This is a genomic window from Nonomuraea sp. NPDC003214 (assembly GCF_053590035.1).
The window spans coordinates 53,877-78,855 of sequence record NZ_JBSFSX010000015.1; the positions used below are offsets into that span (position 1 = coordinate 53,877).

At 73.8% G+C, this 24,979-nt stretch carries 28 protein-coding genes and 1 tRNA gene; 8 read left to right on the plus strand and 21 right to left on the minus strand.

Annotation, left to right across the window (positions count from 1 at the left end; translation table 11 throughout):
* From ACWDXC_RS36750 to ACWDXC_RS36830, 17 genes are all read right to left on the minus strand, one after another.
* Complete coding sequence (locus tag ACWDXC_RS36750) at positions 1 to 1,773, minus strand: acetyl/propionyl/methylcrotonyl-CoA carboxylase subunit alpha (RefSeq protein WP_449990086.1); 1,773 nt, start codon at positions 1,771 to 1,773, stop codon at positions 1 to 3.
* On the minus strand, positions 1,766 to 1,948 hold the full coding sequence (locus tag ACWDXC_RS36755; RefSeq protein ID WP_219509730.1) for an acyl-CoA carboxylase epsilon subunit: 183 nt from the start codon (positions 1,946 to 1,948) through the stop codon (positions 1,766 to 1,768). Before ACWDXC_RS36755 ends, ACWDXC_RS36750 begins: the two co-directional genes overlap by 8 nt.
* Positions 1,948 to 3,558: an acyl-CoA carboxylase subunit beta gene (locus ACWDXC_RS36760; protein WP_449990088.1), complete on the minus strand. Its 1,611-nt coding sequence runs from the start codon at positions 3,556 to 3,558 to the stop codon at positions 1,948 to 1,950. Before ACWDXC_RS36760 ends, ACWDXC_RS36755 begins: the two co-directional genes overlap by 1 nt.
* Positions 3,555 to 5,075: an FAD-dependent monooxygenase gene (locus ACWDXC_RS36765; protein ID WP_449990091.1), complete on the minus strand. Its 1,521-nt coding sequence runs from the start codon at positions 5,073 to 5,075 to the stop codon at positions 3,555 to 3,557. The genes ACWDXC_RS36760 and ACWDXC_RS36765 overlap by 4 nt, the downstream gene beginning before the upstream one ends.
* Positions 5,076 to 5,092: 17 nt before the next feature.
* A complete protein-coding gene (locus ACWDXC_RS36770; protein WP_449990094.1) occupies positions 5,093 to 5,698 on the minus strand; it encodes a malonic semialdehyde reductase in 606 nt (201 codons plus the stop codon).
* Positions 5,691 to 7,274 carry an FAD-dependent monooxygenase gene (locus ACWDXC_RS36775; protein WP_449990097.1) on the minus strand — a complete coding sequence of 528 codons (1,584 nt, stop codon included), beginning with the start codon at positions 7,272 to 7,274 and terminating at the stop codon, positions 5,691 to 5,693. The genes ACWDXC_RS36770 and ACWDXC_RS36775 overlap by 8 nt, the downstream gene beginning before the upstream one ends.
* Entirely contained in the window at positions 7,271 to 7,870 is a 600-nt protein-coding gene (locus ACWDXC_RS36780; protein WP_449990100.1) for a 2OG-Fe dioxygenase family protein, read from the minus strand. Before ACWDXC_RS36780 ends, ACWDXC_RS36775 begins: the two co-directional genes overlap by 4 nt.
* Entirely contained in the window at positions 7,870 to 8,622 is a 753-nt protein-coding gene (locus tag ACWDXC_RS36785; RefSeq protein ID WP_364168627.1) for a cyclase family protein, read from the minus strand. Before ACWDXC_RS36785 ends, ACWDXC_RS36780 begins: the two co-directional genes overlap by 1 nt.
* The gene (locus ACWDXC_RS36790; protein ID WP_364168625.1) at positions 8,619 to 9,107 is read right to left on the minus strand and encodes an aromatase/cyclase; all 489 of its coding nucleotides are present in this window, start codon (positions 9,105 to 9,107) and stop codon (positions 8,619 to 8,621) included. The genes ACWDXC_RS36785 and ACWDXC_RS36790 overlap by 4 nt, the downstream gene beginning before the upstream one ends.
* Positions 9,108 to 9,128: 21 nt before the next feature.
* Positions 9,129 to 9,449, minus strand: a complete 321-nt coding sequence (locus tag ACWDXC_RS36795) for a hypothetical protein (protein ID WP_219509739.1) — start codon at positions 9,447 to 9,449, stop codon at positions 9,129 to 9,131.
* Positions 9,450 to 9,502: 53 nt separating this feature from the next.
* The gene (locus ACWDXC_RS36800) at positions 9,503 to 9,745 is read right to left on the minus strand and encodes an acyl carrier protein (protein ID WP_219509741.1); all 243 of its coding nucleotides are present in this window, start codon (positions 9,743 to 9,745) and stop codon (positions 9,503 to 9,505) included.
* Positions 9,742 to 11,067, minus strand: a complete 1,326-nt coding sequence (locus tag ACWDXC_RS36805) for a ketosynthase chain-length factor (RefSeq protein WP_449990104.1) — start codon at positions 11,065 to 11,067, stop codon at positions 9,742 to 9,744. The genes ACWDXC_RS36800 and ACWDXC_RS36805 overlap by 4 nt, the downstream gene beginning before the upstream one ends.
* Positions 11,068 to 11,071: 4 nt before the next feature.
* Entirely contained in the window at positions 11,072 to 12,337 is a 1,266-nt protein-coding gene (locus tag ACWDXC_RS36810) for a beta-ketoacyl-[acyl-carrier-protein] synthase family protein (RefSeq protein WP_219509743.1), read from the minus strand.
* A 108-nt stretch (positions 12,338 to 12,445) separates the two neighbouring features.
* On the minus strand, positions 12,446 to 13,285 hold the full coding sequence (locus ACWDXC_RS36815) for a hypothetical protein (protein ID WP_364168621.1): 840 nt from the start codon (positions 13,283 to 13,285) through the stop codon (positions 12,446 to 12,448).
* Positions 13,282 to 14,211: an ABC transporter ATP-binding protein gene (locus tag ACWDXC_RS36820; RefSeq protein WP_449990108.1), complete on the minus strand. Its 930-nt coding sequence runs from the start codon at positions 14,209 to 14,211 to the stop codon at positions 13,282 to 13,284. The genes ACWDXC_RS36815 and ACWDXC_RS36820 overlap by 4 nt, the downstream gene beginning before the upstream one ends.
* A gap of 95 nt (positions 14,212 to 14,306) precedes the next feature.
* Positions 14,307 to 14,975 carry a response regulator transcription factor gene (locus ACWDXC_RS36825; RefSeq protein ID WP_364168617.1) on the minus strand — a complete coding sequence of 223 codons (669 nt, stop codon included), beginning with the start codon at positions 14,973 to 14,975 and terminating at the stop codon, positions 14,307 to 14,309.
* Positions 14,953 to 16,017 (minus strand): sensor histidine kinase, encoded by a 1,065-nt coding sequence (locus ACWDXC_RS36830; protein WP_449990111.1) that lies wholly within the window; start codon positions 16,015 to 16,017, stop codon positions 14,953 to 14,955. The genes ACWDXC_RS36825 and ACWDXC_RS36830 overlap by 23 nt, the downstream gene beginning before the upstream one ends.
* Positions 16,018 to 16,560: 543 nt before the next feature.
* On the opposite strand from ACWDXC_RS36830, the gene ACWDXC_RS36835 reads away from it, so the two are divergent.
* Positions 16,561 to 17,253, plus strand: coding sequence for an AfsR/SARP family transcriptional regulator (locus tag ACWDXC_RS36835; RefSeq protein WP_375074088.1), 693 nt, complete (start codon positions 16,561 to 16,563; stop codon positions 17,251 to 17,253).
* A 117-nt stretch (positions 17,254 to 17,370) separates the two neighbouring features.
* Here ACWDXC_RS36835 and ACWDXC_RS36840 read toward each other — a convergent pair whose 3' ends face one another.
* Entirely contained in the window at positions 17,371 to 18,069 is a 699-nt protein-coding gene (locus tag ACWDXC_RS36840) for a response regulator transcription factor (RefSeq protein ID WP_357587654.1), read from the minus strand.
* Between the two features lie 139 nt (positions 18,070 to 18,208).
* On the opposite strand from ACWDXC_RS36840, the gene ACWDXC_RS36845 reads away from it, so the two are divergent.
* From ACWDXC_RS36845 to ACWDXC_RS36865, 5 genes are all read left to right on the plus strand, one after another.
* Positions 18,209 to 19,183 (plus strand): acyltransferase domain-containing protein, encoded by a 975-nt coding sequence (locus ACWDXC_RS36845; protein ID WP_449990114.1) that lies wholly within the window; start codon positions 18,209 to 18,211, stop codon positions 19,181 to 19,183.
* Positions 19,180 to 20,271, plus strand: coding sequence for a hydrolase (locus ACWDXC_RS36850; RefSeq protein ID WP_449990117.1), 1,092 nt, complete (start codon positions 19,180 to 19,182; stop codon positions 20,269 to 20,271). Before ACWDXC_RS36845 ends, ACWDXC_RS36850 begins: the two co-directional genes overlap by 4 nt.
* A gap of 309 nt (positions 20,272 to 20,580) precedes the next feature.
* Positions 20,581 to 20,654, plus strand: a tRNA-Leu gene (locus tag ACWDXC_RS36855).
* A gap of 94 nt (positions 20,655 to 20,748) precedes the next feature.
* Complete coding sequence (locus ACWDXC_RS36860; RefSeq protein ID WP_449990119.1) at positions 20,749 to 20,895, plus strand: hypothetical protein; 147 nt, start codon at positions 20,749 to 20,751, stop codon at positions 20,893 to 20,895.
* An 87-nt stretch (positions 20,896 to 20,982) separates the two neighbouring features.
* Entirely contained in the window at positions 20,983 to 21,231 is a 249-nt protein-coding gene (locus ACWDXC_RS36865) for a hypothetical protein (RefSeq protein ID WP_219509753.1), read from the plus strand.
* A gap of 74 nt (positions 21,232 to 21,305) precedes the next feature.
* On the opposite strand, the gene ACWDXC_RS36870 is transcribed toward ACWDXC_RS36865, so the two are convergent.
* Both ACWDXC_RS36870 and glgC read right to left on the minus strand, forming a co-directional pair.
* Positions 21,306 to 21,605 carry a hypothetical protein gene (locus tag ACWDXC_RS36870; protein ID WP_357587644.1) on the minus strand — a complete coding sequence of 100 codons (300 nt, stop codon included), beginning with the start codon at positions 21,603 to 21,605 and terminating at the stop codon, positions 21,306 to 21,308.
* Between the two features lie 16 nt (positions 21,606 to 21,621).
* Positions 21,622 to 22,857 carry a glucose-1-phosphate adenylyltransferase gene (glgC, locus tag ACWDXC_RS36875; RefSeq protein WP_219509755.1) on the minus strand — a complete coding sequence of 412 codons (1,236 nt, stop codon included), beginning with the start codon at positions 22,855 to 22,857 and terminating at the stop codon, positions 21,622 to 21,624.
* 167 nt (positions 22,858 to 23,024) lie between these two features.
* On the opposite strand from glgC, the gene glgA reads away from it, so the two are divergent.
* Together glgA and ACWDXC_RS36885 are read left to right on the plus strand one after the other, a co-directional pair.
* Positions 23,025 to 24,197 carry a glycogen synthase gene (glgA, locus tag ACWDXC_RS36880; protein WP_375074085.1) on the plus strand — a complete coding sequence of 391 codons (1,173 nt, stop codon included), beginning with the start codon at positions 23,025 to 23,027 and terminating at the stop codon, positions 24,195 to 24,197.
* A 55-nt stretch (positions 24,198 to 24,252) separates the two neighbouring features.
* Entirely contained in the window at positions 24,253 to 24,498 is a 246-nt protein-coding gene (locus ACWDXC_RS36885; RefSeq protein WP_449990123.1) for a hypothetical protein, read from the plus strand.
* A 15-nt stretch (positions 24,499 to 24,513) separates the two neighbouring features.
* Here ACWDXC_RS36885 and ACWDXC_RS36890 read toward each other — a convergent pair whose 3' ends face one another.
* Complete coding sequence (locus ACWDXC_RS36890; protein ID WP_449990126.1) at positions 24,514 to 24,918, minus strand: nitroreductase family deazaflavin-dependent oxidoreductase; 405 nt, start codon at positions 24,916 to 24,918, stop codon at positions 24,514 to 24,516.
* Between the last annotated feature and the right edge of the window lie 61 nt (positions 24,919 to 24,979).

Below are 24,979 nucleotides of genomic sequence, written 5' to 3' on the forward strand. Positions count from 1 at the left end.
TCAGGGGACGATCTCGCAGAGGACCGCGCCACCCGCGACGGTCTGGCCCACCTCGGCGGCCAGCCCGCGGACCACGCCCGCCTGGTGCGCGGTGAGCGCCTGCTCCATCTTCATGGCCTCCAGGATGACCACCCCGTCGCCCTCCCGCACCGAGGCGCCGTCGGCGACGAGCACCCGGACGACCGTCCCCTGCATGGGGCTGACCAGCGCGTCCCCGCCCGCGACCGGCTTGCGCGCGGGCCTGCGGCGCTTCGGCTCGCCCGTCCGCGCGTGGACGGCGGGCGCGGCGGCGGGGGCGGAGGGCGGGACGGTCAGCCCGGCGGGCAGCGACACCGCCACGCGCCGCCCGGCCACCTCGACCGTGAGCCGGTCACGCGGCGCGGGCGCCGCCTGCTCGGGGGCGGCCTCGTACGGCGGGATCAGGTTGACGAACTCCGTCTCGATCCACCGCGTGTGCACCTCGAACGGCGCCGCCGGATCGGCCGGGGCGAACGCCTCGTCGTCGAGCACCGCCCGGTGGAACGGCAGCACGGTCGGCATGCCCTCGATCTCGCACTGCGCCAGCGCCCGCCGCGCCCGCGCCAGCGCCTCCGCCCGGTCGCGGCCGGTGACCACCACCTTGGCCACGAGCGAGTCGAACGCGCCGGGCACGGTCATCCCCTCGTCGTAGCCGGGATCGACGCGCACCCCCGGGCCGGTGGGCAGCCGCAGCCGGGTCAGGGTGCCCGGCGCGGGCAGGAAGCCGCGGCCCGGGTCCTCGGCGTTGATCCGGAACTCGATCGAGTGCCCGTGCGGCACCGGGTCGCCGTGCTCCAGCCGCCCGCCGGCCGCGATGCGGAACTGCTCGCGGACCAGGTCGACGCCGGAGACCTCCTCGGTCACCGGATGCTCCACCTGAAGGCGCGTGTTGACCTCCAGGAACGTGACCGTCCCGTCCGCGCCGAGCAGGAACTCGCAGGTGCCGGCGCCGACGTACCCGGCCGCGCGCAGGATCGCCCGCGACGCGGCGGTGACCGACCCGGCCTGGGCGGGGGTCAGGAACGGCGCGGGCGCCTCCTCCACCAGCTTCTGGTGACGCCGCTGGAGCGTGCAGTCGCGGGTGGAGACCACCACGACCGTGCCGTCGGCGTCGGCCAGGCACTGGGTCTCCACGTGCCGGGGCCGGTCCAGGTAGCGCTCGGCGAAGCACTCGCCGCGCCCGAACGCCGCAGCCGCCTCCCGCACCGCGGACTCGTACAGCTCCGGGATCTCCTCCAGCGTCCTGGCCACCTTCATGCCGCGCCCGCCGCCCCCGTGCGCCGCCTTGATCGCGACCGGCAGCCCGTGCTCGCGGGCGAACGCGACCACCTCGGCGGCGCCGGACACCGGGCCCGGCGTGCCGGGCACGAGCGGCGCGCCCACCTCGCGGGCGATGCGGCGGGCGCTCACCTTGTCGCCCAGCAGCGTGATCGCCGACGGCGGCGGGCCGATCCACGTCAGGCCCGCGTCGAGGACGGCCTGCGCGAAGCCGGCGTTCTCGGCGAGGAAGCCGTAGCCGGGGTGGACCGCGTCCGCGCCGGCCCGCAGCGCCACGCCGATGAGGCGGCCGGCGTCCAGGTACGTCTCGGCGGGCGTCCGGCCGCCCAGGGCGTAGGCCTCGTCGGCCACCCGGACGTGCAGCGCGTCGAGGTCCTGCTCGGCGTAGACCGCGACGCTGGCGAGCCGGGCGTCGCGGCAGGCGTGGGCCACCCGCACAGCGATCTCGCCCCGGTTGGCGATGAGCACCTTACGCACGTGTTCTCCATGATCGTGGTGATCGGTAGCCGGTCTCCCAGGCGCGCGGGACGGGCCGCCGGGCGGCGGCGGGTCCGGCGGGCGGGGCCGGGCTGCGGGCGACGAGCGCGACGATCAGGGCGGCGAGCTCCTCGTCGGTGAGCTCGGCGCCCTCCACCTGGATCGCGCCCGCCATCAGAACGGCGGGTTCCCGTGCTTGCGCGACGGCAGCGGCTGATGCTTGGCCGCCAGCATCTCCAGCGAGCGGATGAGCGTGCGCCGCGTGTCGGCCGGGCTCACCACGTCGTCCACCAGGCCGCGCTCGGCCGCGTAGTAGGGGTGCATCAGCTCGCGCCTGTACTCGGCGATCCGCTCGGCGCGCACCGCCTGCGGGTCGGCGGCGGCGGCGATCTCCCTGCGGAAGATCACGTTCGCCGCGCCCTCCGCGCCCATGACCGCGATCTCGTTGGTCGGCCAGGCGTACGACAGGTCCGCGCCGATCGAGCGGGAGTCCATGACGATGTACGCGCCGCCGTACGCCTTGCGCAGGATGAGCTGGACGCGCGGCACGGTGGCGTTGCAGTAGGCGTACAGCAGCTTGGCGCCGTGGCGGATGATGCCGCCGTGCTCCTGTTCGACGCCGGGCAGGAAGCCGGGCACGTCCACGAGCGTGACGAGCGGGATGTTGAAGGCGTCGCAGGTCTGGACGAAGCGGGCGGCCTTCGCCGAGGCGTCGATGTCCAGCGCGCCCGCGAAGGAGGCGGGCTGGCTGGCCACCACGCCCGCGACCCGGCCGCCCAGGCGGGCGAAGGCGCAGATGACGTTGGTGGCCCAGCCGGCGTGCACCTCCAGGAAGTCGCCGTGGTCGACGATCTCCTCGATGACGTCGCGCATGTCGTACGCCCGGCCGGGGTCGGCGGGCACCAGGTCGAGCAGCCGGTCGTTGCGCCGGTCGGCCGGGTCCTCCGGAAGCTGCTCGGGCGGCAGCTCGCGGTTGTTGGACGGCAGGAACGCGAGCAGGTCGCGCACCGTGGCCAGGCACTCCTCCTCGTCGTCGCAGGCGAAGGCCGCCACGCCGGAGACGCCCGCATGCACGTCGGCGCCGCCGAGCTCGGCGTGGGTCACGCTGGCCCCGGTCACGGCCTCCACCACGTCGGGGCCGGTGATGAACATCTGGGCGATGTCGCGGACCATGAACGTGAAGTCGGTCAGCGCGGGGGAGTAGGCGGCCCCGCCCGCGCACGGCCCCATGATCACGCTGATCTGCGGCACCACCCCGGACATTCGGGCGTTGCGCTGAAATATCCCGCCATATCCGGCGAGGGCGGTGACGCCCTCCTGAATCCGCGCCCCGGCCCCGTCACAGAGCCCGACCAGCGGCGCGCCCGCCGCCTCGGCCAGGTCCATCAGCTTGTGGATCTTCTGCGCGTGCGCCTCGCCGAGCGCGCCCCCGAACATGCGGAAGTCGTGCGCGTAGGCGAAGACCGTGCGCCCGTGCACCTGACCCCAGCCCGTCACCACGCCGTCGGAGTACGGGCGCTTGCCCTCCATGCCGAACCCGCGCGCCCGGTGCCGCCGCAGCGGCTCCACCTCGGTGAAGGAGTCCTTGTCGAAGAGCAGGTCGATGCGCTCGCGCACGGTCAGCTTGCCCTTGCGGCGCTGCAGGCCGGTCTCCCGGTCGCCGGGCCCCTCGAGCACCCGCGCCTTCAGCCGGGCCAGCTCGGCGTCCCGCTCCCGCATGCTCCCGTCCGCGCGCCCGGCCGATCCGCCGGCCGGTCCGCTGGGCCGTTCGTCGAGTGCCGTCATCCCGTCTCCCCCTCCCCGAACCAGGTGCGCAGCGCCCCGGTGAGCGTCTCCGCGCGGTACGCCGCCCCCTGCGGCAGCACCCAGGCCACGCAGCCGTCGGGCCTGAGCAGCATCGCGTCCACCCCGTCCACCTTGGCCCGCGCGGTGACGGTCCCGACGCGGGCCGACCAGGGCGCGGCCCCGGCGCGCACCTCGGCCCGCCCGGCCAGGTCCAGCAGCAGCCCCCGCCCCCGGCCCAGCCGGTCGCGCAGCGTGGTGGCCGCTCCAGCAGCCGAGCCGTCCAGCGGCAGGTCCGGGCAGAGGGTGCCGGCCAGCGGATGGTCGTCGCCCACGGCGTAGCGGACCGACTGGCCGGTCTTCATGTCGACGATGCGCCGGGTGACCGGCTCCAGGCCGGTGAACTCGGCGAACAGCTCGCGCAGCGCCCGGCTCTGCGGGTCGGGCCGCATGAGCGCGGCCTGGGCGCGGGTGTTGTCCAGCAGCCCGGCGGCCACCGGGTGCCGCTCGGCCGTGTAGGTGTCCAGCAGCCCCGCGGGAGCCCAGCCGTGGACCTGGGCGGCCAGCTTCCAGCCCAGGTTCGCGGCGTCGGCCAGGCCGACGTTGAGCCCCTGGCCGCCGAACGGCGCGTACACGTGCGCGGCGTCGCCCGCCAGCAGCACCCGGCCCCGGCGGTAGGTGGTGGCCTGCCGCGCCTCGTCGGTGTAGACGAACCCGGACAGCAGCTCGTCGATGACCACCTCGACCCCGCTCACCCGGCGCACGCTGGCCTCCAGGTCCGCGAGCGTGAGCGGCGCCGCCGGATCGGCGGGCGGGCCGTCGAACTCGACCGACGCCACCCGGTCGGCGCCGAACCCGGCGAAGACGAACACGCCGCGCTCGGTGTGGTGGAAGCCGCGCGGCAGCGCCCGCCGGGCCTCCTCCGACAGCCGTACGACGCCGTCGCGGCCGGTCAGGCTGCCGGGCGTGCCCGCGAAGCCGAAGCCCGCCAGCTCGCGCACGGTGCTGCGCCCGCCGTCGCAGCCGGCCAGGTAGGCGCAGCGCAGCCGCAGCGCCCCGGCCGGGGTGGCCACGTCCACGCTCACGCCGTCGCCGTCCTGCGACAGGCCGGTGACCTCGTGCTCGCGGCGCACGTCCACGCCCAGGCTCCTGGCGTGCCGGGCGAGGATGTCCTCCAGCGCCGGCTGGTCGACGCGGACCCGGCGGCGGTCGGGGTCGGAGGCGAGCGACGGGTCGAGGAAGATCCCGCCGAAGTGCTCGCGCGGGCCGCCCGGCTTGCCGGTGAGCCGCAGGTCGCGCTCGTTCGCGGCCTCCTCGGCGGCGCGCAGCTCCGCGCCCAGGCCCAGCCCGCGCAGCGCCTCGGCCGCCAGCGGGCCCATCGAGCCGGCCTTGACCGCCCGCTCGGGCCGGGCCCGCCGCTCCAGCACGAGCACCGCCACCCCGGCGGCGCGCAGCTCGCAGGCGAGCATGAGCCCGACCGGGCCGCCGCCCGCCACGACCACGTCGAAGTCGTTGGTCATCTCAGCTCCTCAATCGTCTAGATCACGGTCACGGCGTCGTCGAACTCCAGCCTCGGCAGCCGGGGCGGCGGCGCGCCCGGCGCGGGCCTGCCCAGGTTCAGCACGGCCAGCGTGGTGTGCCTGCCGTCGCCGAAGAACTCCTTGTCGAGCCCGCCGGGGTCGAAGCCCATCGTGGGCGCCGCCGCCAGCCCGGCGGCGCGCACGCCGAGGATCAGGTACGCGATCTGCAGGGCCGCGTTGAAGCGGGCCGACTCCTCGCGCACGCGCGGGTCCTCGAACAGGCGCGCCGCGTCCGGCCGGCCGGGGAACAGCTCCGGCAGCCGCTCGTGGAAGCGCAGGTCGGCGGCCAGCAGCGCGGTCAGCGGGGCCGCCGCCGTCCTGGCCCTGGCGGGCCCGGACATCCACCGGACCGCGTTCGCCCTGGCCTCGGCCGAGCGCAGGAGCACGATCCGCAGCGGCTGCTGGTTCATCGAGGTGGGCCCGTACCGGACCAGGTCGTAGACGGCCCGGACCAGGTCGTCGCCGACGGGCTCGCCGGTGAACACGTCGACCGTGCGGGCCTCGCGGAACAGCAGGTCCTGCGCGGCCCGGTCGAGCAGCAGCCCGAAGGCGTCCTCACCCATCGCCGAACCACCTGGCCAGGACCGGGGGCAGCCCCTCGTACGGGCGCCCGTCCCCGGCAGGCAGCACCCAGGCCACGCAGCCGTCGGGCCTGACCAGCGCCGCGTCGATCCCGTCGAGCCCGGCCCCGGCGGTGACGACCGCGACCCGGTCGGCCCACGGCGCCGCCGCGGCGCGCACCTCGGCGCGGTCCGCCTGGTCGAGCAGGACGCCCCGGCCCCGGCCCAGGTGGTCGAAGAGCCGCTTGCCCGTCGACAGCTCCAGGTCCGGTAGCAGCGTCCCGGCCAGCGGATGCTCCTCGCCCAGGTCGTAGCGGACGGACAGGCCGGTCACCATGTCGTAGACGCGCCGGTTGACCACGTCGAGGCCGAGCAGGCCCGCGAACAGCTCGCGCAGCGCCCGGCTCTGCGGGTCCGGCCGCATGAGCGCCGTCTGGGCGCGGGTGTTGTCCAGGAGCCGCGCCGCCACCGGGTGCCGCTCGGCCGTGTAGGAGTCCAGCAGCCCCTCCGGGGCCCGCCCCTGGACCTGCGCGGCCAGCTTCCAGCCCAGGTTGGCGGCGTCGACCAGGCCGACGTTGAGCCCCTGGCCGCCGAACGGCGGGTGCACGTGCGCGGAGTCGCCCGCCAGCAGCACCCGGCCCAGCCGGTACGTGGCCGCCTGCCGGGTGTGGTCGGTGAAGCGGACCCCGGACAGCAGCCGGTCGACGGCCGCCTCGGTCCCGCTCACCCGGCGCACGCTCTCCTGGAGCTCCTCGGCGGTCAGCGGCGCGTCGCGGTCCTGCGGCGGGCCGTCGAACTCCACGGTCGCCACCCGGTTGGCGCCGAAGGCGGCGAACAGGTAGCCGCCCCGATCGGTCAGGTTGAAGCCCGGCCGCAGCCCGCCCGCGCCGGCCATGCGGACCAGGCCCTGCCTGCCGGTGAGGGTCGGATCGGTGCCGTCGAAGGCGAAGCCGGCCAGCTTGCGCACGGTGCTGCGGCCGCCGTCGCAGCCGGCCAGGTAGGCGCAGCGCAGCCGCAGCGCGCCGCCCGGGGTGGCGACCTCGACGCTCACGCCGTCGCCGTCCTGGGACAGGCCGGTGACCGTGTGCTCGTGCCGCACGTCCACGCCGAGCCGGCCGGCGTGCTCGGCGAGGATGCGGTGCAGGGTGAGCTGGTCCACCCGGACCCGGCGGCGGCCGGGGTCGGACGACAGCGCCGCGTCGAGGGGCAGCCCGGCGAAGTGCTCCGGCGGCCCCGCGTGCCCTGGCGCCCGCCCCCCGGGAGCTCCCGGTGGCCCGCCCCCCGGCGGGCCACCGCCCGGCCGTCCGGCCGCGGGGGCGGCGGACAGGAGCTTGGCCAGCATCTCCTCGTCGCGCCGGATCGCCTCGGCCTCGGCCTCCATCAGCGCCTCGCCCAGCCCGAGCCGGGCGACGGCCTCGGCCGCCAGCGGCCCGATGATGCCCGCCTTCGGCATCGGGTCCGGCTCGGGGTCGCGTTCGAGCACGAGCACCGGCACGCCCGCCGAGCGCAGCTCGCAGGCCAGCATCATCCCCACGGGCCCCGCGCCCGCGATCACCACCTCGTGGAAGCCCCCGGTCATGACCGCCCCTCGCCGTCCGTGCGGGTCAGCGACACGACGAGCACGTCCCGCTGCGCCCGGCCGCCCGCCTTGGGGGTGAACGGCGTGCAGTGGTGGGTCAGCGCCCGGTCGTCGAGCAGCAGCGTCTCGCCCGGGTTCAGGCGTCGCTCGAAGACCAGCGAGGTCTCGTCCCCGGCGGTGGCCAGCATGTGCACGGCCCCGTTCACGTTCTCCTCGGCGACGACGGTGACGAGCACGTGGTCGCCGCCGCCCTGGTGGAAGCCCTGGGACGGGTGCGCGTTCTGCCGGTCGTCGGCGTAGTTGCGGACCTGGAAGACGGTCAGCGCGAACTCCTCGCCCGGCAGCCACGCGCGCACGCGCGGGTCGCCGACCTGGGCGGCGACGAAGCCGCGCACCGCGGCCCCCAGCGGGTCGTACGGCGAGCCGCCGTCGCCCTCGTGCCAGGTGACGGCGGTGCCCTTGACCTGGCCGGTGCCGGTCGCGACGTGGCGGACCACCTCGTCGTCCTTGAAGCCGACGTTGGCCGACAGGCCGGAGAAGCTCGCCACGAGCCCTTCGGTGATCTTGTCGATGCTGCTGAACGTGCGATAGAACATCAGCTTTCCTCCATGATGGCGACCACCCGGGTCCAGCCGGCTCCCGCGCCCGCGATCGACACCGGGAAGCACGAGACGTCGAACCCGGTGGCGGCGGGCAGCGTCCCGAGCCCGGCCAGCTTCTCCAGCTGCAGATACTCCTTGCGCCGCCCGTAGACGTGGGCGGGCCACAGGCACGCCTTGTCCCCGGTGCGCTTGTAGTCCTCGACCATCGCGCGCATCGGCCGGTCCAGGCCCCACGCGTCGATGCCGATGACCCGCACGCCGCTCTCGACCAGGAACTCGGTGCCCTCGCCGGACAGCCCGGCGTAGTCGGTCAGGTAGCGGGCGCTGCCCCACAGCGCGTCGGCGCCGGTCCACAGCAGCACGATGTCGCCGGGGGCGAGCCGGTGCCCGGCCGCGTCGAGCGCCGCCGTGAGCCGTTCGACGGTGACGGCCTCGCCCGCGGGGACGTCGCGCACGTCCAGGCGGACGCCGGGCCCGTGACACCACTCCAGCGGCACCTGGTCGATGCTCCTGGCGGGCCGGCCCGCCGTCAGCGGGCCGTAGTGCAGCGGCGCGTCCATGTGCGTGCCGGTGTGGGTGGTCAGCGTGACGGTCTCGTTGGAGATGGCCATCCCGTCGGGGAAGTCCTCGGGGCTGAGCCCGAGGACGATCGCGCCCGTACGGTGGTCGAGCAGGTCCACCGTCACCGGCGTGGCCTCGCTCGGCGTGTCGCGGGTGGCGACGCTCAGGTCGTAGAACCGCTTCATGCGACCGCGCCGGCGGCGAGCCGCTCGGCCTCCGACTTGACCGCGCCGAGGTCGGCCACGCTGTTGCGCTCGACGGCCGCGCGCAGCATCGTGTCGGCCTCCTCGGGCGTGAACCGGCCCGCGACCTTGCCGCCGACCGGCTCGCGTGCCTCGAAGTCGTGCGTCAGCACGAGCTGCGTGCGGTCCTCCCCGAACGGGAAGGCCCGCCACTCGCCGCCCATCCGCCCGACGATCGGCGCGGTCTCCAGCTGCCGGTAGGCGATGACGCGCCGCCCGGCGTCGATGTCCCTGCGCGACACCCAGGTCGCAAGCTCCCCGCCGACGTCCACCAGGAACCGGGCGATCTGGTACGTGTCGTCGCCCTCCAGGATCGTGACCTCCTGGGTGGGCGGGAAGATCCTGGCGTACCCCTCCACGTCGACCAGCAGGTCCCAGACGACGCTGACGGGGGCGTCCACGGTCACGGTGTGCTCGGCGTACGGCATGGCGCTTCCTCCTTCGCTGGGTCAGACCGACAGGGGCTCGTGGTTGGCGTAGGCCGCCTCGAACCGGAGCTTCTGCTTCCACTGCGTGGTGAAGTCGTAGACCTCGGGGATCTCGGAGAACGTCTTGAGGTCCTCCAGCGTCTCGGTGGTGAACTGGGCGATCTTCGAGGCGGTGATGCCCCGGGAGCGCTCGTCGGCCGGCAGCCACAGGTGCGGCCGGTAGTCGAAGCCCTTGACCAGCGGGTTGCGGTCGAGCAGCTCCTTCATCGCGGTGAAGAACTCCTCCTGGTCGCCCTCGGTCGCGGAGGCGGGGAAGCGGTAGATCAGGGTGTGCACGATCATGACGTGGTCCTTCCGGAGGTCAGCGGAACAGGGACGGAACGGGCGGCGCGCGGTCAGGGGACGGTCACGCCGGAGACGAAGTCGAGCAGGGCGCGGGGCGTGGTCAGCTCGGCCACCTGCTCGTCGGGGATCCGCACGCCGAACTCGGTCTCGATCCGGGCGGCGGTCTCCATCAGGGCCAGCGAGTCGTAGCCCAGGTCGGTGAAGAGCTCGTCCAGGATGTCGCCGCCGAGGTCGACGTGCTCGTCCTCGCCGGCGCAGGCCACCATGATTCTGCGAAGGTCGTCGAGAGTCATTTCTCCTCTTTCCGAGGTACGGCTTCCGGATGTTCGGGCTTGCGAAGGACGACGGCGGCGTTGAAGCCGCCCTTTCCGCGTGCCAGGACCAGCGCGTGGGTGAGCGCCGCGCTCCTCGGCTCGGCGCCGCGCACCAGGTCGATCCGGTACGCGGCGGGCACCTCCCCGGCGTGGGGCACGGGCGGGATGACCCCGTCGCGCAGCGCCAGCAGCGCGCACACCACGTCGAGCGGCCCGCTCCCGGCGTACAGGCGGCCGGTCAGGGCCTTGGGCGCGGTCACCGGGACGCCCCCGGGGCCGAAGACGGCGGAGATCGCCGCGGCCTCCTCCCGGTCCAGGAACGGCACCCCGGCGGCGTCGGCGAAGACGACGCCGATCTCCCCGGGCTCGGTGCCCGCGTCGGCGAGCGCCTTGCGGATGGCCTGCTCCAGGCCGGGCGGCCGGCCCGAGCCCGGCCGCGGGTCGAAGGTGGCGGCGTACCCGGCGACCTCGCCGTAGACCTTGGCCGCGCCGCGCCGCAGCGCCGCCTCCCGGTCCTCCAGGACGAGGATGGCCCCGCCCTCGCCGGGCACGTAGCCGTCCGCCTCCCGGGTGAAGGGCCGGTAGGCCAGCTCGGGGACGCGCTCGCGGCTGAGCCTGCCGCTGGCGATGTGGCTCACCCAGCCCCACGGGTCGAGCGAGGACTCCACGCCGCCTGTCACGATGTGCGGGGTGCCGCGGCGCACCGCCCGCCGGGCGTGGCCGAGCGCGTCCAGTCCGCCCGCCTGCTCGGCCACCAGCACCCCGCCGGGGCCGCGCATGCCGTGCCGGATGGAGATCTGGCCGGTGTTGACCGCGTAGAACCAGGCGAAGGACTCGTACACGCTGACCGTCTGCGGGCCCTGCGTCCAGAGCTTCTGGATCTCCCGATGGGTGAACTCGAAGCCGCCGGAGGCGTTGGAGGTGACCACGCCCATGCTGTACTCGGGCAGCTCGGCCGGGCGCAGCGCGGCGTCCTCCAGCGCCCACTCGGCCGCCGCCAGCGCGAGCCGGGTCACCCGGTCGGTCTGCGGCATCAGCCTGGAGGGGATGTGCTCCTCGGCGACGAACCCGCTCACCTGCCCGGCCAGCGTCACCGGGTAGCGGGGGCCGCCGCCCCGGGGGTGCCCGCCGGCGTGCCCCTCGGCGTGCAGCGGCCGGATGCCGCTCTCCCCGCGCAGGGTCGCCGCCCAGAACTTCTCGGCGCCCAGCCCGTTGGGGGCGATGACGCCCAGGCCGGTGATGACGGCCGTGGCCGGCCCGCCGGTCCGCTCGCCGGGCGCGGCGATCGTGGTCTGCGTCATGGCGTCAGCTCCCGTTCCCGGCGCGGCTGAGCAGCATGGCGCTCTGGAAGCCGCCGAAGCCGCTGCCCACCGACAGCACCGTGTCCACCCGCTGGTCGCGCGCCTCGATCGGCACGTAGTCGAGATCGCATTCGGGGTCGGCCTCCGTCAGGTTGGCGGTGGGCGGCACCATGTCGTTCTCGATGGCCAGGGCGCAGGCGACGAGCTCGATCGAGCCGATCGCGCCCAGCGAGTGGCCGATCATCGACTTGATCGAGCTGACCGGCGTGCGGTAGGCGTGCTCGCCGAGCGCCCGCTTGAACGCGGCGGTCTCGTGCCGGTCGTTCTGCTTGGTGCCGGAGCCGTGCGCGTTGACGTAGTCGACGGCGTCGCCGTCCATGCGCGCCTCGGCCAGCGCCGCGTTGATCGCCTCGGCCATCTCGCGGCCGTCGGGCTTGAGCCCGGTCATGTGGTAGGCGTTGCAGCGGGTGGCGTACCCGTTGATCTCGGCGATGATCCGCGCGCCGCGCCGCCGCGCGTGCTCGTACTCCTCCAGCACCAGCATGGCCGCGCCCTCGGCGAGCACGAAGCCGTTCCTGGTCCGGTCGAACGGGCGCGAGGCGTGCTCGGCGTCGTCGTTGCGCGGCGTGGTCGCCTTGATCGCGTCGAAGCACGCCACGGCGATGGGGGAGATGGGGGCGTCGGTCGCGCCGGCGAGCACGACGTCGGCGCTGCCCTCCTTGATCAGCTGGTGGCCGTACCCGACGGAGTCGAGGCCCGAGGTGCAGCCGGAGGAGACGATGGCCGCCGGGCCCTCCGCGCCGGCGATCCAGGCGACCTCGGCCGCGATGGCGCTCGGCACGAAGTAGTCGAACAGGTGCGGCGAGGCGTACCCGGGGTCGACGAACCAGTCGTGGCCCGTGTCCGACAGCACCAGGTACTCGCGTTCGAGGCTGGTGGTGGCGCCGACGGCGGTGCCGACGCTGACCGCCACCCGGCCCGGGTCGAGGCCGGCCGCCTCCAGCCCGCTGTCGGCGACGGCCTCACGTCCGGCCACCACCGCGAGCTGGGTGGCGCGGTCCATCCGGCGGATCTCCCGGCGCGTCAGCCCGGACGCCTCGGGATCGAAGTCGCACTCGGCCGCCACCTGGGACCGGAAGGGCGAGGGGTCGAAGAAGGAGATCCTGCGGGTGGACGTCCGCCCGGAGGACAAGAGCTCGAAGAAAGACTTCGTCCCCGCACCACCGGGCGCGCGCACGCCCATTCCGGTGATCACGGTTCGTCGGTCCATGAGACGCACACGCTCCTTTTGCGACATCGGCTGTCGCAGGTGAACATGTGCGACGGTCCTCGAGCGCCGCTCGAGGACCGTTGGGGTCCCAGCCTGGCGTTCCGCCGGTCAGGCGTCGCGCCGGCGCAGCGTCCAGGCGGCGAGCCCGAGCAGCGCCACGAGGTACGCGCAGAAGACGAGGAAGCCCGGCAGCGGCGCCAGCACCCCGTCGGCCTGCGTCTCGGCCATGAACGCCTTGCCCGCGGTGGCCGGCAGGTAGGGCGTGACCGCGTCGGCGACGCCCTCCGGCAGCAGCATCCCGGCCAGCGAGTCGAGCAGGAAGACGGCGAACGACACGACGGAGACCGCCATCGCCGTGCTGCGCATCAGCGTGGCCAGCGCGATCGCCATCACCCCGACCCCGGTCAGGTACACCGGCGCGGCCAGCACCGCCCGCAGCACGCCCGGGTCGCCCAGCGACGGCGCGACGCCGTGCGCGCCGAGGAGCGCCGACCCGGCCAGGAACGACACCAGCGAGGAGAGGAGCATCAGGGCGAGCACGACCCCGGCGAAGACCACGCACTTGGCCCACAGCACCGGCAGCCGCCTCGGCACCGCCGAGAACGTGGCGCGGATCAGCCCCGTCGAGTACTCCGACGACACGTACAGCACGCCGAGCGCGCCGATGAGCAGCTGGGCGAAGGCGACGCCGCCGAGGGTGGCGCCGGTCGGGGTGCTCGGCTGGAACGGCGGCCCGTCCGGCTCCAGCGTGCCCGCCGCCAGCGGCTCGGCCATGGCGCCGGCGGTGATCAGCCCCACGCCGACGAACACGACGACCGACAGCAGCAGGGCGACGGTGGTCGAGCGCACCGACCTCAGCTTGATCCACTCGCCGTTGACCGCGCGGGCCAGGCTCACGCCGGGCACCGCCGCCGCGGCGCTCGCGGGATGACTCACGGGCCGGCTCATGACGCGATCCCCACGCCGGTGGGCGCGCGGAACTCCACCGACAGGCCCGTCAGCTCCATGAACGCCTCCTCCAGCGAGGCCCGCGCGGTCGTCAGCTCGTGCAGCGGCAGGCCGCACGCCGCCGCCTCGTCGCCGATCCGCTCCGCCGGGACGCCCTCGATCTCCAGCAGGTCGTCGTGCCGCCGGGTGATGGTCACGCCCGCCCGCTGGATCAGGTTGCACAGCCGCACCGGGTCCGGAGTGCGCACCAGCACCCGCATCCGGCGCTCCGACACCGACCGGATCAGCTCGCCGACCGGCTCGTCCGCGATCAGCCTGCCCTGCCCGATGACCACGACCTGCTCGGCCGTCTCGGCCAGCTCGCCCACCAGGTGCGACGACAGGAACACCGTCCGGCCTTCGGCCGCCAGCCCCTTGAGCAGCCTGCGGATCCACACGATGCCCTCGGGGTCCAGGCCGTTGACGGGCTCGTCCAGCACGACCGTCGCGGGGTCGCCGAGCAGCGCCGCGGCGATGCCCAGCCGCTGCGCCATGCCGAGGGAGAAGCCGCCCGCCCGCCGGTGCGCCACCTCGCTCAGCCCGACCAGCTCCAGCACCTCACGGACGCGCCGCCGGGGGATGCCGTTGGTCGCCGCCAGCGCCGCCAGATGGTTGAACGCCGACCTGCCCGGATGGGCCGCCTTGGCCTCCAGCAGCGCGCCGATCTCGCGCAGCGGCGCCGCGTGCTCGCGGACGGGCCGCCCGTTGACCAGCGCCACGCCTTCCGTGGGCGCGTCCAGGCCGAGGATGAGCCGCATCGTGGTGGACTTGCCCGACCCGTTGGGCCCCAGGAACCCGGTGACGACGCCGGGCCTGACAGTGAAAGTCAGGTCGTCGACCGCCGGCGTGTCCCCGTAGCGCTTCTTCAGGTTGGTGACCTCAATCATGGTCTCACGATGCAGCAGCCGCGACCTCGTCCGCGTCGTCCGATCGCAGTATCCGCGAGATCATGCGTCCGTACGAGACGGCCTTGACAGCGGTGTCAGGCGCTCGCCACCGTGACCAGGCCGGCCTGGTACGCGGTCACCACGAGCTGCGCCCTGTCCCGCGCGCCCAGCTTCGCCATCGCCCGGTTGACGTGCGTCTTCACCGTGTACGGGGACAGGCACAGCTCCTCGGCGATCTCCTCGTTGGAGGCCCCGGTGGCCACGTGCACGACGATCTCCAGCTCGCGGGCCGTCAGCGCCTCCAGCACCCCGCCCGCCTCGGTGTCGGCCTTCACCGGCTGGTTGAGGAAGCGGGTGATCAGCCCCTTGGTGGCCTTCGGCGACAGCAGCGCCTCCCCGGCCGCCACGACGCGGATCGCGGCCAGCAGCTCGCCCGGCTCCACGTCCTTGCCGAGGAAGCCGCTGGCGCCCGCCCTCAGCGCCTGGAACACGTACTCGTCGATCTCGAACGTCGTCAGCACCAGGATGCGCACCCCCGACAGGCTCTCGTCGGCGGTGATCTCCCGGGTGGCCGCCAGCCCGTCCATCTCCGGCATCCGGATGTCCATGAGGATCACGTCGGCGCGGGTCTCGCGGGCCAGCCGCACCGTCTCCAGCCCGGTCTGCGCCTCCCCGACCACGCACAGGTCGGCGGCCGTCTCGATGAGGGAGCGGAATCCCTTGCGGATCAGGGTCTGGTCGTCAGCGAGCAACACGCGGATCATCCTGGTTCCTCTCGGTGAGTTGGCTTCCCGTCAGCGGCAGCCGGGCCACCACCGCGAACTCCCCGCCCCGGGCGGGCCCGGCGCTGAGCACGCCGCCGACGGACGCGACGCGCTCGCGCATGCCGATCAGGCCGTGCCCGGTGCCAGGATCGGCCCCGGCCGTCCCGGCCCGCTGGTTGCGCACGTCGATGGCCAGCTCGCCGGCGGTGTAGGCCATCGTCATCCGGACGTGGCCGCGCCCGTACTTGCGGGCGTTGGTGAGCGACTCCTGGATCGTCCGGTACGCGCACAGGTCGACCGCCGGCGGGAGCGGCACGGCCAGGCCGGAGACGGTCCGGTCCACCTTGAGCCCGGTGCGGGCGAACGACTCCAGCAGCGGGTCCAGGTCGGCGAGCCCCGGCAGCGGCTCCAGCGGCGCCCGGGCGTCGCCCGACCCGCGCAGCACGTCGAGCACCGCGCCGAGCTCGTTGAGCACGGTGCGGCCGGCCGCCCGGACGTGCGCCAGCGCCTCCTCGGCCGCGTCGGGCCGGTGCCGCAGCAGGTGGGCGGCCACCCCGGCCTGCACGTTGACGACCGAGATGTGGTGGGCGACCAGGTCGTGGACCTCGCGCGCGATGTGCATGCGCTCCTCGACGACCCGCCGCCTGGCCTCCTCCTCCAGCGCCAGCTCCGCCCGCCGGGCCCGTTCCTCCAGCGCGGCGACGAGCTGGCGCCGCGTCACGGCGGCCTGCCCCACCGCGCCGCCCGCCAGCGTCGCGGCGATGAACGGCGGCGGCCCGCTCTGCGCGTCCGGCCAGGTGGTCCCCTGGACGAGGAAGTGCACCGCGACCAGCAGCGCCGACCCGCCGGCCGCCACCGCCACGGCGGTCCCGCGCTCGCTCACCGCCCCCACCGTGTACGCGGTCAGCAGGATCGCGGCCATGGCCGGCTCCACCACGTCGAGCGGGTCGGCCAGCGCCGAGGCCAGCAGGGTGAGGAACAGCGCGGGCAGCGGCACGACCCGCCGGACGGCGACGGCGGCGCCCATGAGCACGGTCAGCACCGGTAAATGCCGGGCCGCTGGTTCGGGCGTGTCCAAATACGGTGCGAGAAGCGCCGAAATACTCACCGCGGCGCCGGCGATCGCGTCGACAACGAGAGCGGGGAGTCGGGGAATATGGCGCCTTATACCTCGTTGTCTCACGTCGCCACAATAACGGGTGCGCCGCCAATCGGCCTACTGCAATTGCAGTAGGCGGCGGTTACCGCGGATGCGGTAGCGTGCGATTACCACATGTAGTGATAAGACATTAAACGGTTGCGAAGTGAACCATTTACCTGCCGGTCCATCAATGTCCGCCTCGTCGCAGCGGCGAATTACATGCGGGCGGCTCACCTTCGATGGAGCATACCTCTTTAGAGGCACGACATTCGAGACATGTTCCATCTTGCTATATTCTCGCCGGGTATTAGGGGTCGCCGCATGTCGTGTTCCATCAACTGACGGGGAGACATGATGCCCAAAACCAATTTCTCGGTGCTTGGACCGATGGAGGTGGTGCATGCCGGCCGGGCCTGCACGCCAAGTGCGCCCAAGGTTCGCCAGGTGCTCGCGCTGCTGCTCGTTTCCGCCAATCGCCTGGTGCTGGTCGATTCCATCATCCGCGAACTGTGGGACGACAACCCGCCCAAGAGCGCCCTCACCACCACCCAGACCTACATCTACCAAATACGCAACCTGATCCAGCGCGAGCGCCTCAGCGGCTCCGGGCGCGAACTGCTGCTGACCAAGCCGTTCGGCTACACGCTCCTGGTCGACCAGGACCAGCTCGACCAGGACCGCTTCGACCACCTGGTCACCCGGGCCGAGGGCTTCGCCCGCGCCGGGCAGCACGAGGCCGCCGCCGCCGACCTGCGCCAGGCGCTGGGGCTGTGGCAGGGGCCGCCCCTGGCCAACGTGACCCAGGGCCCCCTGCTCCGCTCCCACGTCGTCCACCTGGCCGAACGCCGCACCCACGCGCTGGAGCTGCGTATCGAGGCCGACATGCACCTCGGGCGGCACCGGGAGCTGATCGGCGAGCTGCGCAGCCTGATCGCCGAGAACCCGCTGCACGAGTGGCTGCACGCCCAGCTCATCACCGTCCTCAGCCAGGCGGGCCGGCGCGGCGAGGCGCTGGCCGCCTTCCAGGGCCTGCGCGAGGTCCTCGACCGCGAGCTGGGCCTGGACCCGTCGCCGGCGGTCCAGCGCCTGCACCGCGAGGTCCTGCGGGGCGGCCGCGTCCTGGCCATCCCCGCCTGACCCGTCCACTTCAAGGCCCGTGCACTGCAAGGCCCCGCCTCCCTCAAGGCCCGTCCACCCCGGCCCGCCCAGCGGCTGCGGCGGACCGACGGGCCCCGGCGCGGCCGGCCGGGCGGTTCAGCGGGCGCCGAGGCAGTGGGCCTGCCCGGGGGACGCCGCCCGCGCGGTGGGGAGGCCGGCCGCCTTGTTGACCGCGTCGATGCGCGACACCGCCCCGAGCTTGCCGTAGATGTTGCGCAGATGCCGCTTCACCGTCCCCTCGGTGATCGACAGCCGGGCGCCGATCTGCGCGTTGCTCAGCGCCTGGGAGACCAGGTCGAGCACCTGCCGCTCGCGGACGGACAGGCGGGCCGTCCAGCGCGGCCCCGCCTCGGCGTCGGCCTCGCGCCGCCGCTCGCACCCGGGCCGGCGCGGCGACGGGCCGGGCTCCAGCCGGGTGAGGTTGCGCAGCACCAGCACGAGGTCCGCCCGCGTGCTGGTCGCCGGCAGGCACCAGTGCGCGCCGTGCCCGGCCAGCTCGCCCAGGTCGACGGTGTGGCTCAGCGCCACCACCACGATCTTGACGTCCGCCAGGTGCCGCCGGACCTGCCGCAGCGCCCGCCACTCGGCCTCCTGCGGGCCGCCGCCCGCCCCGGCCAGCACCACGTCCGGCCGCACCCGCGCGGCCACCTGCGGGACCTCGGCCGGCGAGCGCGCCTCCCCGACGACGCTGATGCCGTGCAGCCTGCCGATCCAGTCCCTCAGGCACTCCCTGAAGATCACATGATCCGTACCGAGAACGACGCCGATCCCCCCGGCCGCGTCCGTACCTTCCACGCAATCCACCCCCTTCTTGCCGACGTGCGGTTCCGACCCTGCTGGACGGACCTGTCATGGCCCGCACACGGCTCTGTCATCGACTACGTATCGAGGCAGCCTCGAGCCCGGCTCAAGATCAGTCACGCACGCTGGCGGCATGCGACAGACCGAGAGGCGCACGGTGCTGCTCCTGCCGGGGCAGGGCGCCCAGTACCCGCGCATGGCCGCCGAGCTCTACCGCGAGCAGGCGGCCTTCACGGCGGCCATGGACGAGTTCTTCGACGCCTGCGGCCGCCGGGGCGGCGAGCTGCGCGACGACTGGCTGTCGGCCGCGCCCCGGGTGCCGATCGACGACGTCACCCGGGCCCAGCCCCTGCTGTTCGCGGTGAACCTGGCGATCGGCCGGGCCCTCGCCGACGCGGGCAGGCCGGTTGACGCGCTGCTCGGGCACAGCGTGGGCGAACTGGCCGCCGCCGCGCTCGCCGGCGTGTTCAGCCCGGCCGACGGCGCGGAGCTGATGTGCCGCCGCGCCGACGCGGCCCGCCTGATGCCCCCGGGCGGCATGCTCGCCGTGGCCGCCACCCCGGACGACCTCGCCCCCCACCTGTCCGGCGGCCCCGGCGGGCAGCTCGGCGGGGTCGTGGTGGGGGCCTGGAACGCGCCCCGGCAGTGCATCGTGTCCGGGCCCGATCCGGCGCTGGAGGCCGCCGAGGAGACGTTGCGCGGCAAGGGCTTCATGTGCCGCAGGGTGCGGGCGCTCCAGCCGTTCCACAGCCCGGTGCTGCGGCCGGCCGCCGAGGAGCTGGTCCGCTGCCTGGAGGGGATGCGCCTGAGCCCGCCCCGCGTCCCGGTGCGCTCGTGCCGGACCGGGCGGTGGGTCACCGACGAGGAGGCTGTCACGCCCGAGTTCTGGGCGCTGCAACTGGCCGAGCCGGTGCTGTTCTGGCCCGCGCTCGACGGCCTGCTCACCGACCGGCCCGAGGGCGGCTGGACGCTCGTCGAGGCCTGCCTCTCCCAGCTCGCGCCCCTGGCCAGGCGGCACCGCGCCGTGGCCCGGGGCGACGCCGAAGTGATCACGATCGGCCCCGGCGAGTTCCCCATGACGGCATCCGTACGAAGGAGTGGATCATGACCGACCACGAGGCCACGGGCCTGCTCGAAGCGGCGGACGCCGTCGCCAAGCTCGCGGGCGAGCGGGCCGCCGAGTCGGAGGCCGCGCGGCGGCTGCCGGAGGACGTCGTCGCGGCGATCCTCGACGCCGGGTTCGCCCGCCACTTCGTCCCGCGCGGGCACGGCGGGCACGAGGCGGCGTTCACCGAGCTGCGGCGGGCCCTCGTGACGGTGGGGGAGTCGTGCGCGTCCGCGTCGTGGTGCGCGCTGATCGTGGCCACCTCGGGCCGCATGGCCGCCTACCTCCCGGCCGAGGGGCAGGCGGAGGTATGGAGTGAGGGGCCGGACGCGGCGATCTCGGCGGCGCTCGTCCCGTCGGGCACGGCCGAGGAGACGCCCGGCGGGTGGCGGCTCTCGGGGGAGTGGCACTTCCTCAGCGGCGTCGACTTCTCCGACTGGGCGCTGCTGTGCGCGCCCGCGCCGGACGGGCCGAGGTTCTTCGCCGTGCCGCGCGGCGACTACCGGATCAGGAACACCTGGTTCACGCTCGGCATGCGCGGCACCGGCAGCAACACCGTGGTCGCCGACGGCGTCCTGGTGCCCCGCCACCGCGCGGTGGCGCAGGGCGCGGTGTTCCGGGGGCACAGCGAGCACTCGGCCGCGCCGTGTCACCAGACGCCGCTGGCGGCCGTGGCGGGCGCGCTGTTCGCCGCGCCCGCGCTCGGCTCCGCCACCGCGATGCTGCGCGCGTGGACCGCGCAGCAGACGGCCAAGGGGCCCGGCCTGCCGCCGCCCGCCCAGCTGGAGCTGGCCCGCTCCAGCGCCGAGCTGGACGCGGCCCTGCTGCTCACCGAGCGGGCCACGGCGATCGCCGACCTGGGCCGCGTCGCGCCCGCGACGGCCGCGCGCAACGCCCGGGACGCCTCCCTCGCGGCCCAGCTCGTCCGCGCCGCCGCCGCCCGGCTCTTCGAGTCGGGCGGCAGCCAGGCCCAGCGGGACGACAGCGACCTGCAGCGCCACTGGCGGGACGTGCAGAGCGCCACCTCCCACGCGGCGCTGCGCTTCGAGCGCACCAGCGGCCCGTACGCGCAGTCGCTCGGCGCGGGCTGACCGGATATTCGGTGGCGTCCCGCACGATCTCCGGGCTACCTTGAAGCTGTCCGGAACGACGTACGAGAAGGAGGCGAGCGGTGACATCCCTGGCACTGGCGCCTCCGGCCTCCGGGTGACCTGACGAGGACACCAGGACGGCCGCCCGGGCTCGACCCCGAGGCGGCTTTTTCATGCGCGTCACCAGGATCCAGCGGCCCTGAAGGGAAAGGCGCCGCGAGCAAGGCCTGCGCGGCGGGGCTGGCGGCCCCCGGGCGGACCGAGCTCATGCCCCGGGCCGGGCCTCCCGCCGGCCCGTCCGGGGCCCACGCCGCTCTGGCCCAACTGGCAGAGGCGCCGCCCTCAGGAGGCGGAGGTTCGGGGTTCGAATCCCTGGAGCGGCACCGCGTTCAACAGCACCGCGTTCACTGCACTCCTGGGTAGAGGACGGCGGGGTCGGCCGACAGGGCGGCCTTGATCCGGGCGGTGCCGTCGTCGGTGACGAAGGAGCAGAGCCTGCTCGCCGCCGAGCGCGACCGCATCGACCGGCAGATCCGCGACCTGACCGGCACCCGCGACCGGCTCGACGCCGCCATCGCCACCGCCTCGCTCGCCCGGGAGGCAGGCCGCCCCTGCCCGCGCTGAACGCGGCCCGCGTGGCGTTCCCCCGCCTGGCGGCTGGCTCCGTATAGTGATGCAGCGATGACACTTCGTGATCACGGGGGGAATATCATGAAAGCCATCCTTGCCGCCGCCGGCGGCGCCGTCCTCGCCGCGGCCGCCCTGACCGCGACCCTCGCGAGCCCGGCCGCCGCCGACAAATGGCCGGGCTGCGACGGGAAGAGCGCCACCTGGCAGAAGATCCACGACGACAACACCGTCTCGTCCGGCACGTACGACGAGACCGACTGCGACGACCACCACGGCTGGTGGGGCAGCGACTACCACCGCAGCGGCTGGCTCTACACGCTGGCCGACTGACCGGCGTCACCACGGTCCCGGAGCTCGCCCGCCGAGCCCGGGGCCTCGCCATGTCCGCCCCCGTCCAGCACCGATCAGCCGCCCGCCTCCCACACGGCCTCGAACGCCGGCGCGCTGATCTCGGTCAGCTCCCAGATCTCCAGCGCCTGATCGGTCAGGAAGCCGTGCTCGTCCTGCAGGTGCCGCCACCAGTAGCGGTGCACCTGACGCCCGGCGCGGATCTCGATCTGCCGGATCGCCCACTGCTCGCCGTCGCCCTCGACGCTCTCGAACAGCCACACGCCGCCGTCCTCGTCGTCGCCCCGCCAGTGCCGGCGGGGCAGGTCGGACTCGCTCAGGTCGCGGATCAGCGGTTGGCGGAGATCAGGCTGCACCCCCACACTCTACGGCTCACCGGTCGACGATCTCGTTCTTGCCGATGACCACGACGCCGCCGCGGGTCAGCGCGAACCGGGTGCGGTCGTAGTCCAGGTCGAAGCCGATGCGGGCGCCGTCGGGGATGACGACGTTCTTGTCGATGATGGCCTTGCGCACGATCGCGCCGCGCCCCACCTTGACGTTCTCCATCAGCACCGAGTCCTCTACCAGCGAGTGGGAGTGCAGCACGACCTTGGGCGACAGGATCGAGCGGTAGGCGGTGCCGCCGGAGACGATGACGCCGGGCGAGACCAGCGAGTCGATGGCCCGGCCCACGCGGTCGCCGTCGTTGTGCACGAACTTGGCGGGCGGCAGCGGGTCGTGCCCGGTGTGGATGGGCCACTTGTCGTTGTAGAGGTTGAAGACCGGATGCGCGGCGATCAGGTCCATGTGCGCCTCGTAGTAGGCGTCGAGCGTGCCCACGTCGCGCCAGTAACCCCGGTCGCGCTCGCTCGAACCGGGCACCACGTTGTTGGCGAAGTCGTACACGTCGGCCCCGCCGGACTTGACCATCATCGGGATGATGTTGCCGCCCAGGTCGTGCTTGCTCGTGGGGTCGAGGGCGTCCTCGCGCAGCGCGTCGATCATCGCCTGCGTCTTGAACACGTAGTTGCCCATCGAGGCGTAGACCTCGTCGGGCGAGTCGGCCAGCCCGACGGCGTCCTTGGGCTTCTCCCGGAACGCCACGATGCGCCGGCCCTCCGGGTCGGTCTCGATCACGCCGAACTGGTCGGCCAGCGACAGCGGCTGCCGGATCGCGGCCACGGTCACGTCGGCGCCGGAGTCCTCGTGCTGGTCGACCATCTGCCGCGGATCCATGCGGTAGATGTGGTCGGCGCCGAACACGATCACGTGCTCGGGCATCTCGTCGTAGATCAGGTTCAGGTTCTGGAAGAGCGCGTCGGCCGAGCCGGAGAACCAGCGCGGGCCCAGCCGCTGCTGCGCGGGCACCGGCGTCACGTAGTTTCCGAGCATGGCCGACAGCCGCCAGGTGCGCGAGACGTGGCGGTCGAGGCTGTGGTTCTTGTACTGGGTCAGTACGACGATCTTCAGATAGCCGCCGTTGGCGAGGTTGGACAGCACGAAGTCGATGAGCCGGTACATCCCGCCGAACGGCACCGCCGGTTTCGCCCGATCCGCCGTGAGAGGCATGAGCCTCTTTCCCTCTCCACCTGCCAGCACGACCGCAAGCACCCTCCGGGACCTCATGTCCTGGACGCTACCCTCAATCCGCCGATCTATCGACGAATGCGCGTCCGGCTCCCTCCCGTCGTGTCCCGTTCTCTCGGGTTATGTACGCCACGCGACGGGCGGTCGTTCCGCATGTCGGGCTTGTCGCCGTGTCGCGGGGAGGCACTTCCTCGTATGGTCGTGTCATGCGTGTTGATCTGCTGAGCAGGGAGTACCCACCGGAGGTCTACGGCGGGGCCGGCGTGCACCTGGAGTATCTGGCCAGGGAGCTGCGCGAGCTGGCCGACGTGCGGGTCCGCTGCTTCGGCGCGGACCGGGACGAGCCGGGCGTGTCGGCATACCGTACGCCCGCCGGGCTGGGGGCGGCGAACGCGGCCCTCCAGGTGCTCGGGGTGGACCTGGAGATGGCCGCCGCCTGCGCGGGCGCGGACGTGGTCCATTCGCATACCTGGTACGCCAACTTTGCCGGGCATGTCGCGAAGCTGCTCCACGGCGTGCCGCACGTGGTCACCACGCACAGCCTCGAACCGCTGCGGCCGTGGAAGGCCGAGCAGCTCGGCGGCGGCTACGCGATCTCGTCGTGGGCCGAGCGCACCGCGCTGGCGGCGGCCGACGCGGTGATCGCGGTGTCGGAGGGCATGCGCCGCGACGTGCTGTCGGCGTATCCGGGGATCGACCCGGCCAAGGTCACGGTGATCCACAACGGCATCGACACCGCCGAGTACGCCCCGGACACCGACCAGGATGTCCTGAAAAAGTATGGGATAGACCCCGACCGGCCGTACGTGATTTTCGTGGGCCGGATCACCCGCCAGAAGGGCCTCGTCCACCTCCTGCACGCGGCGCGCGCCCTCGACCCCGGCGCGCAGCTCGTGCTGTGCGCGGGCGCGCCCGACACGCCCGAGATCGAGGCCGAGGTCACCGCGCTGGTGCGCGGGCTGGACCGCGAGGGCGTGTTCTGGATCTCCGAGATGCTGCCCAAGCCCGAGGTCATCCAGCTCCTCACCCACGCGGCCGTGTTCGTGTGCCCGTCGGTCTACGAGCCGATGGGCATCGTCAACCTGGAGGCGATGGCCTGCGAGACCGCCGTGGTCGCCACCGCCACCGGCGGCATCCCCGAGGTCGTCGCCGACGGCGAGACCGGCCTGCTCGTCCCGATCGACCAGGGCCCCGACGGCACCCCGCACGACCCGGAACGCTTCGCCGGCGACCTGGCCGCGCGCGTCAACGCCCTGCTCGCCGACCCCGCCCGCGCCGCCGCCCTCGGCCGGGCCGGCCGCGCCCGCGCCGTCGAGCACTTCTCCTGGGCCACCGTCGCCCGCCGCACCCTCGCCCTGTACGACTCGCTCACGCGCTGATTGGGCCTTGCCGACCCTCCTGCCCCGGCTCACGCTGGGGGCAGGAGGCGAGGACATGGCGCATCCACTCGGAGTCAGCCGCCCGGATCTCGGCGTCACCGACCTGCCCACGCCGGAGGAGGTCTTCCAGGTCTCCCGGATCGGCCCGGCGCAACTGTTCAAGTACGCGGTCGGGCCCAGCCTGATCGCCCTCGGCATCTCGATCGGCAGCGGCGAATGGCTGCTCGGCCCGCTCAGCGTCGGCCAGTACGGCTTCGTCGGCGTCGGCTGGGTGATCCTCGTCTCGGCGACCCGCTGGTGACCTTCTGACCCCCGATCAGCGGGTGCGCTCCAGCACCACGATCGGGATCTCCCGGTCGGTCTTCTTCGTGTACTCGTCGTAGTCGGGCCACGCGGCGGCCATCAGCCGCCACAGCTCCGGCCGCTCCTCCGGGGTGGCGGTGCGGGCCCGGGCCTTGAACCGGTCACCCTTGACCTGCGCCTCCACCTCAGGGTCGGCCAGCAGGTTCTTGTACCAGTCGGGATGGTCCGGGTCGCCGCCCTTCGAGGCGACGAGCACGAGGTCGTCGCCGTGCCGCTGATAGATCAGCGGCGTCGTGTACGGGTCGCCCGACGTGCGGCCCTTGGTGGTCAGCAGCAGCACCGTCGTGCCGTTCCAGTCGTGTCCCTCGGCGCCGTCGGTCTCACGGTAGCGCCGGACGTGTTCCTTGCCGTAGAGCATGCCTGCATGCCTACCCCCCGGACAGGCTTCTCACCTGGGCCTGTACGACAGTGGAAGTCCC

Coding starts and splice junctions, on each gene's coding strand:
- ACWDXC_RS36755 (WP_219509730.1), bottom strand. CDS start 1,948: ATGGCGGGCGCGATCCAGGTGGAGGGCGCCGAGCTCACCGACGAGGAG.
- ACWDXC_RS36760 (WP_449990088.1), bottom strand. CDS start 3,558: ATGACGGCACTCGACGAACGGCCCAGCGGACCGGCCGGCGGATCGGCC.
- ACWDXC_RS36765 (WP_449990091.1), bottom strand. CDS start 5,075: ATGACCAACGACTTCGACGTGGTCGTGGCGGGCGGCGGCCCGGTCGGG.
- ACWDXC_RS36770 (WP_449990094.1), bottom strand. CDS start 5,698: ATGGGTGAGGACGCCTTCGGGCTGCTGCTCGACCGGGCCGCGCAGGAC.
- ACWDXC_RS36775 (WP_449990097.1), bottom strand. CDS start 7,274: ATGACCGGGGGCTTCCACGAGGTGGTGATCGCGGGCGCGGGGCCCGTG.
- ACWDXC_RS36780 (WP_449990100.1), bottom strand. CDS start 7,870: ATGTTCTATCGCACGTTCAGCAGCATCGACAAGATCACCGAAGGGCTC.
- ACWDXC_RS36785 (WP_364168627.1), bottom strand. CDS start 8,622: ATGAAGCGGTTCTACGACCTGAGCGTCGCCACCCGCGACACGCCGAGC.
- ACWDXC_RS36790 (WP_364168625.1), bottom strand. CDS start 9,107: ATGCCGTACGCCGAGCACACCGTGACCGTGGACGCCCCCGTCAGCGTC.
- ACWDXC_RS36795 (WP_219509739.1), bottom strand. CDS start 9,449: ATGATCGTGCACACCCTGATCTACCGCTTCCCCGCCTCCGCGACCGAG.
- ACWDXC_RS36800 (WP_219509741.1), bottom strand. CDS start 9,745: ATGACTCTCGACGACCTTCGCAGAATCATGGTGGCCTGCGCCGGCGAG.
- ACWDXC_RS36805 (WP_449990104.1), bottom strand. CDS start 11,067: ATGACGCAGACCACGATCGCCGCGCCCGGCGAGCGGACCGGCGGGCCG.
- ACWDXC_RS36810 (WP_219509743.1), bottom strand. CDS start 12,337: ATGGACCGACGAACCGTGATCACCGGAATGGGCGTGCGCGCGCCCGGT.
- ACWDXC_RS36815 (WP_364168621.1), bottom strand. CDS start 13,285: ATGAGCCGGCCCGTGAGTCATCCCGCGAGCGCCGCGGCGGCGGTGCCC.
- ACWDXC_RS36820 (WP_449990108.1), bottom strand. CDS start 14,211: ATGATTGAGGTCACCAACCTGAAGAAGCGCTACGGGGACACGCCGGCG.
- ACWDXC_RS36825 (WP_364168617.1), bottom strand. CDS start 14,975: ATGATCCGCGTGTTGCTCGCTGACGACCAGACCCTGATCCGCAAGGGA.
- ACWDXC_RS36845 (WP_449990114.1), top strand. CDS start 18,209: ATGCGACAGACCGAGAGGCGCACGGTGCTGCTCCTGCCGGGGCAGGGC.
- ACWDXC_RS36850 (WP_449990117.1), top strand. CDS start 19,180: ATGACCGACCACGAGGCCACGGGCCTGCTCGAAGCGGCGGACGCCGTC.
- ACWDXC_RS36865 (WP_219509753.1), top strand. CDS start 20,983: ATGAAAGCCATCCTTGCCGCCGCCGGCGGCGCCGTCCTCGCCGCGGCC.
- glgC (WP_219509755.1), bottom strand. CDS start 22,857: ATGAGGTCCCGGAGGGTGCTTGCGGTCGTGCTGGCAGGTGGAGAGGGA.
- glgA (WP_375074085.1), top strand. CDS start 23,025: ATGCGTGTTGATCTGCTGAGCAGGGAGTACCCACCGGAGGTCTACGGC.
- ACWDXC_RS36885 (WP_449990123.1), top strand. CDS start 24,253: ATGGCGCATCCACTCGGAGTCAGCCGCCCGGATCTCGGCGTCACCGAC.
- ACWDXC_RS36890 (WP_449990126.1), bottom strand. CDS start 24,918: ATGCTCTACGGCAAGGAACACGTCCGGCGCTACCGTGAGACCGACGGC.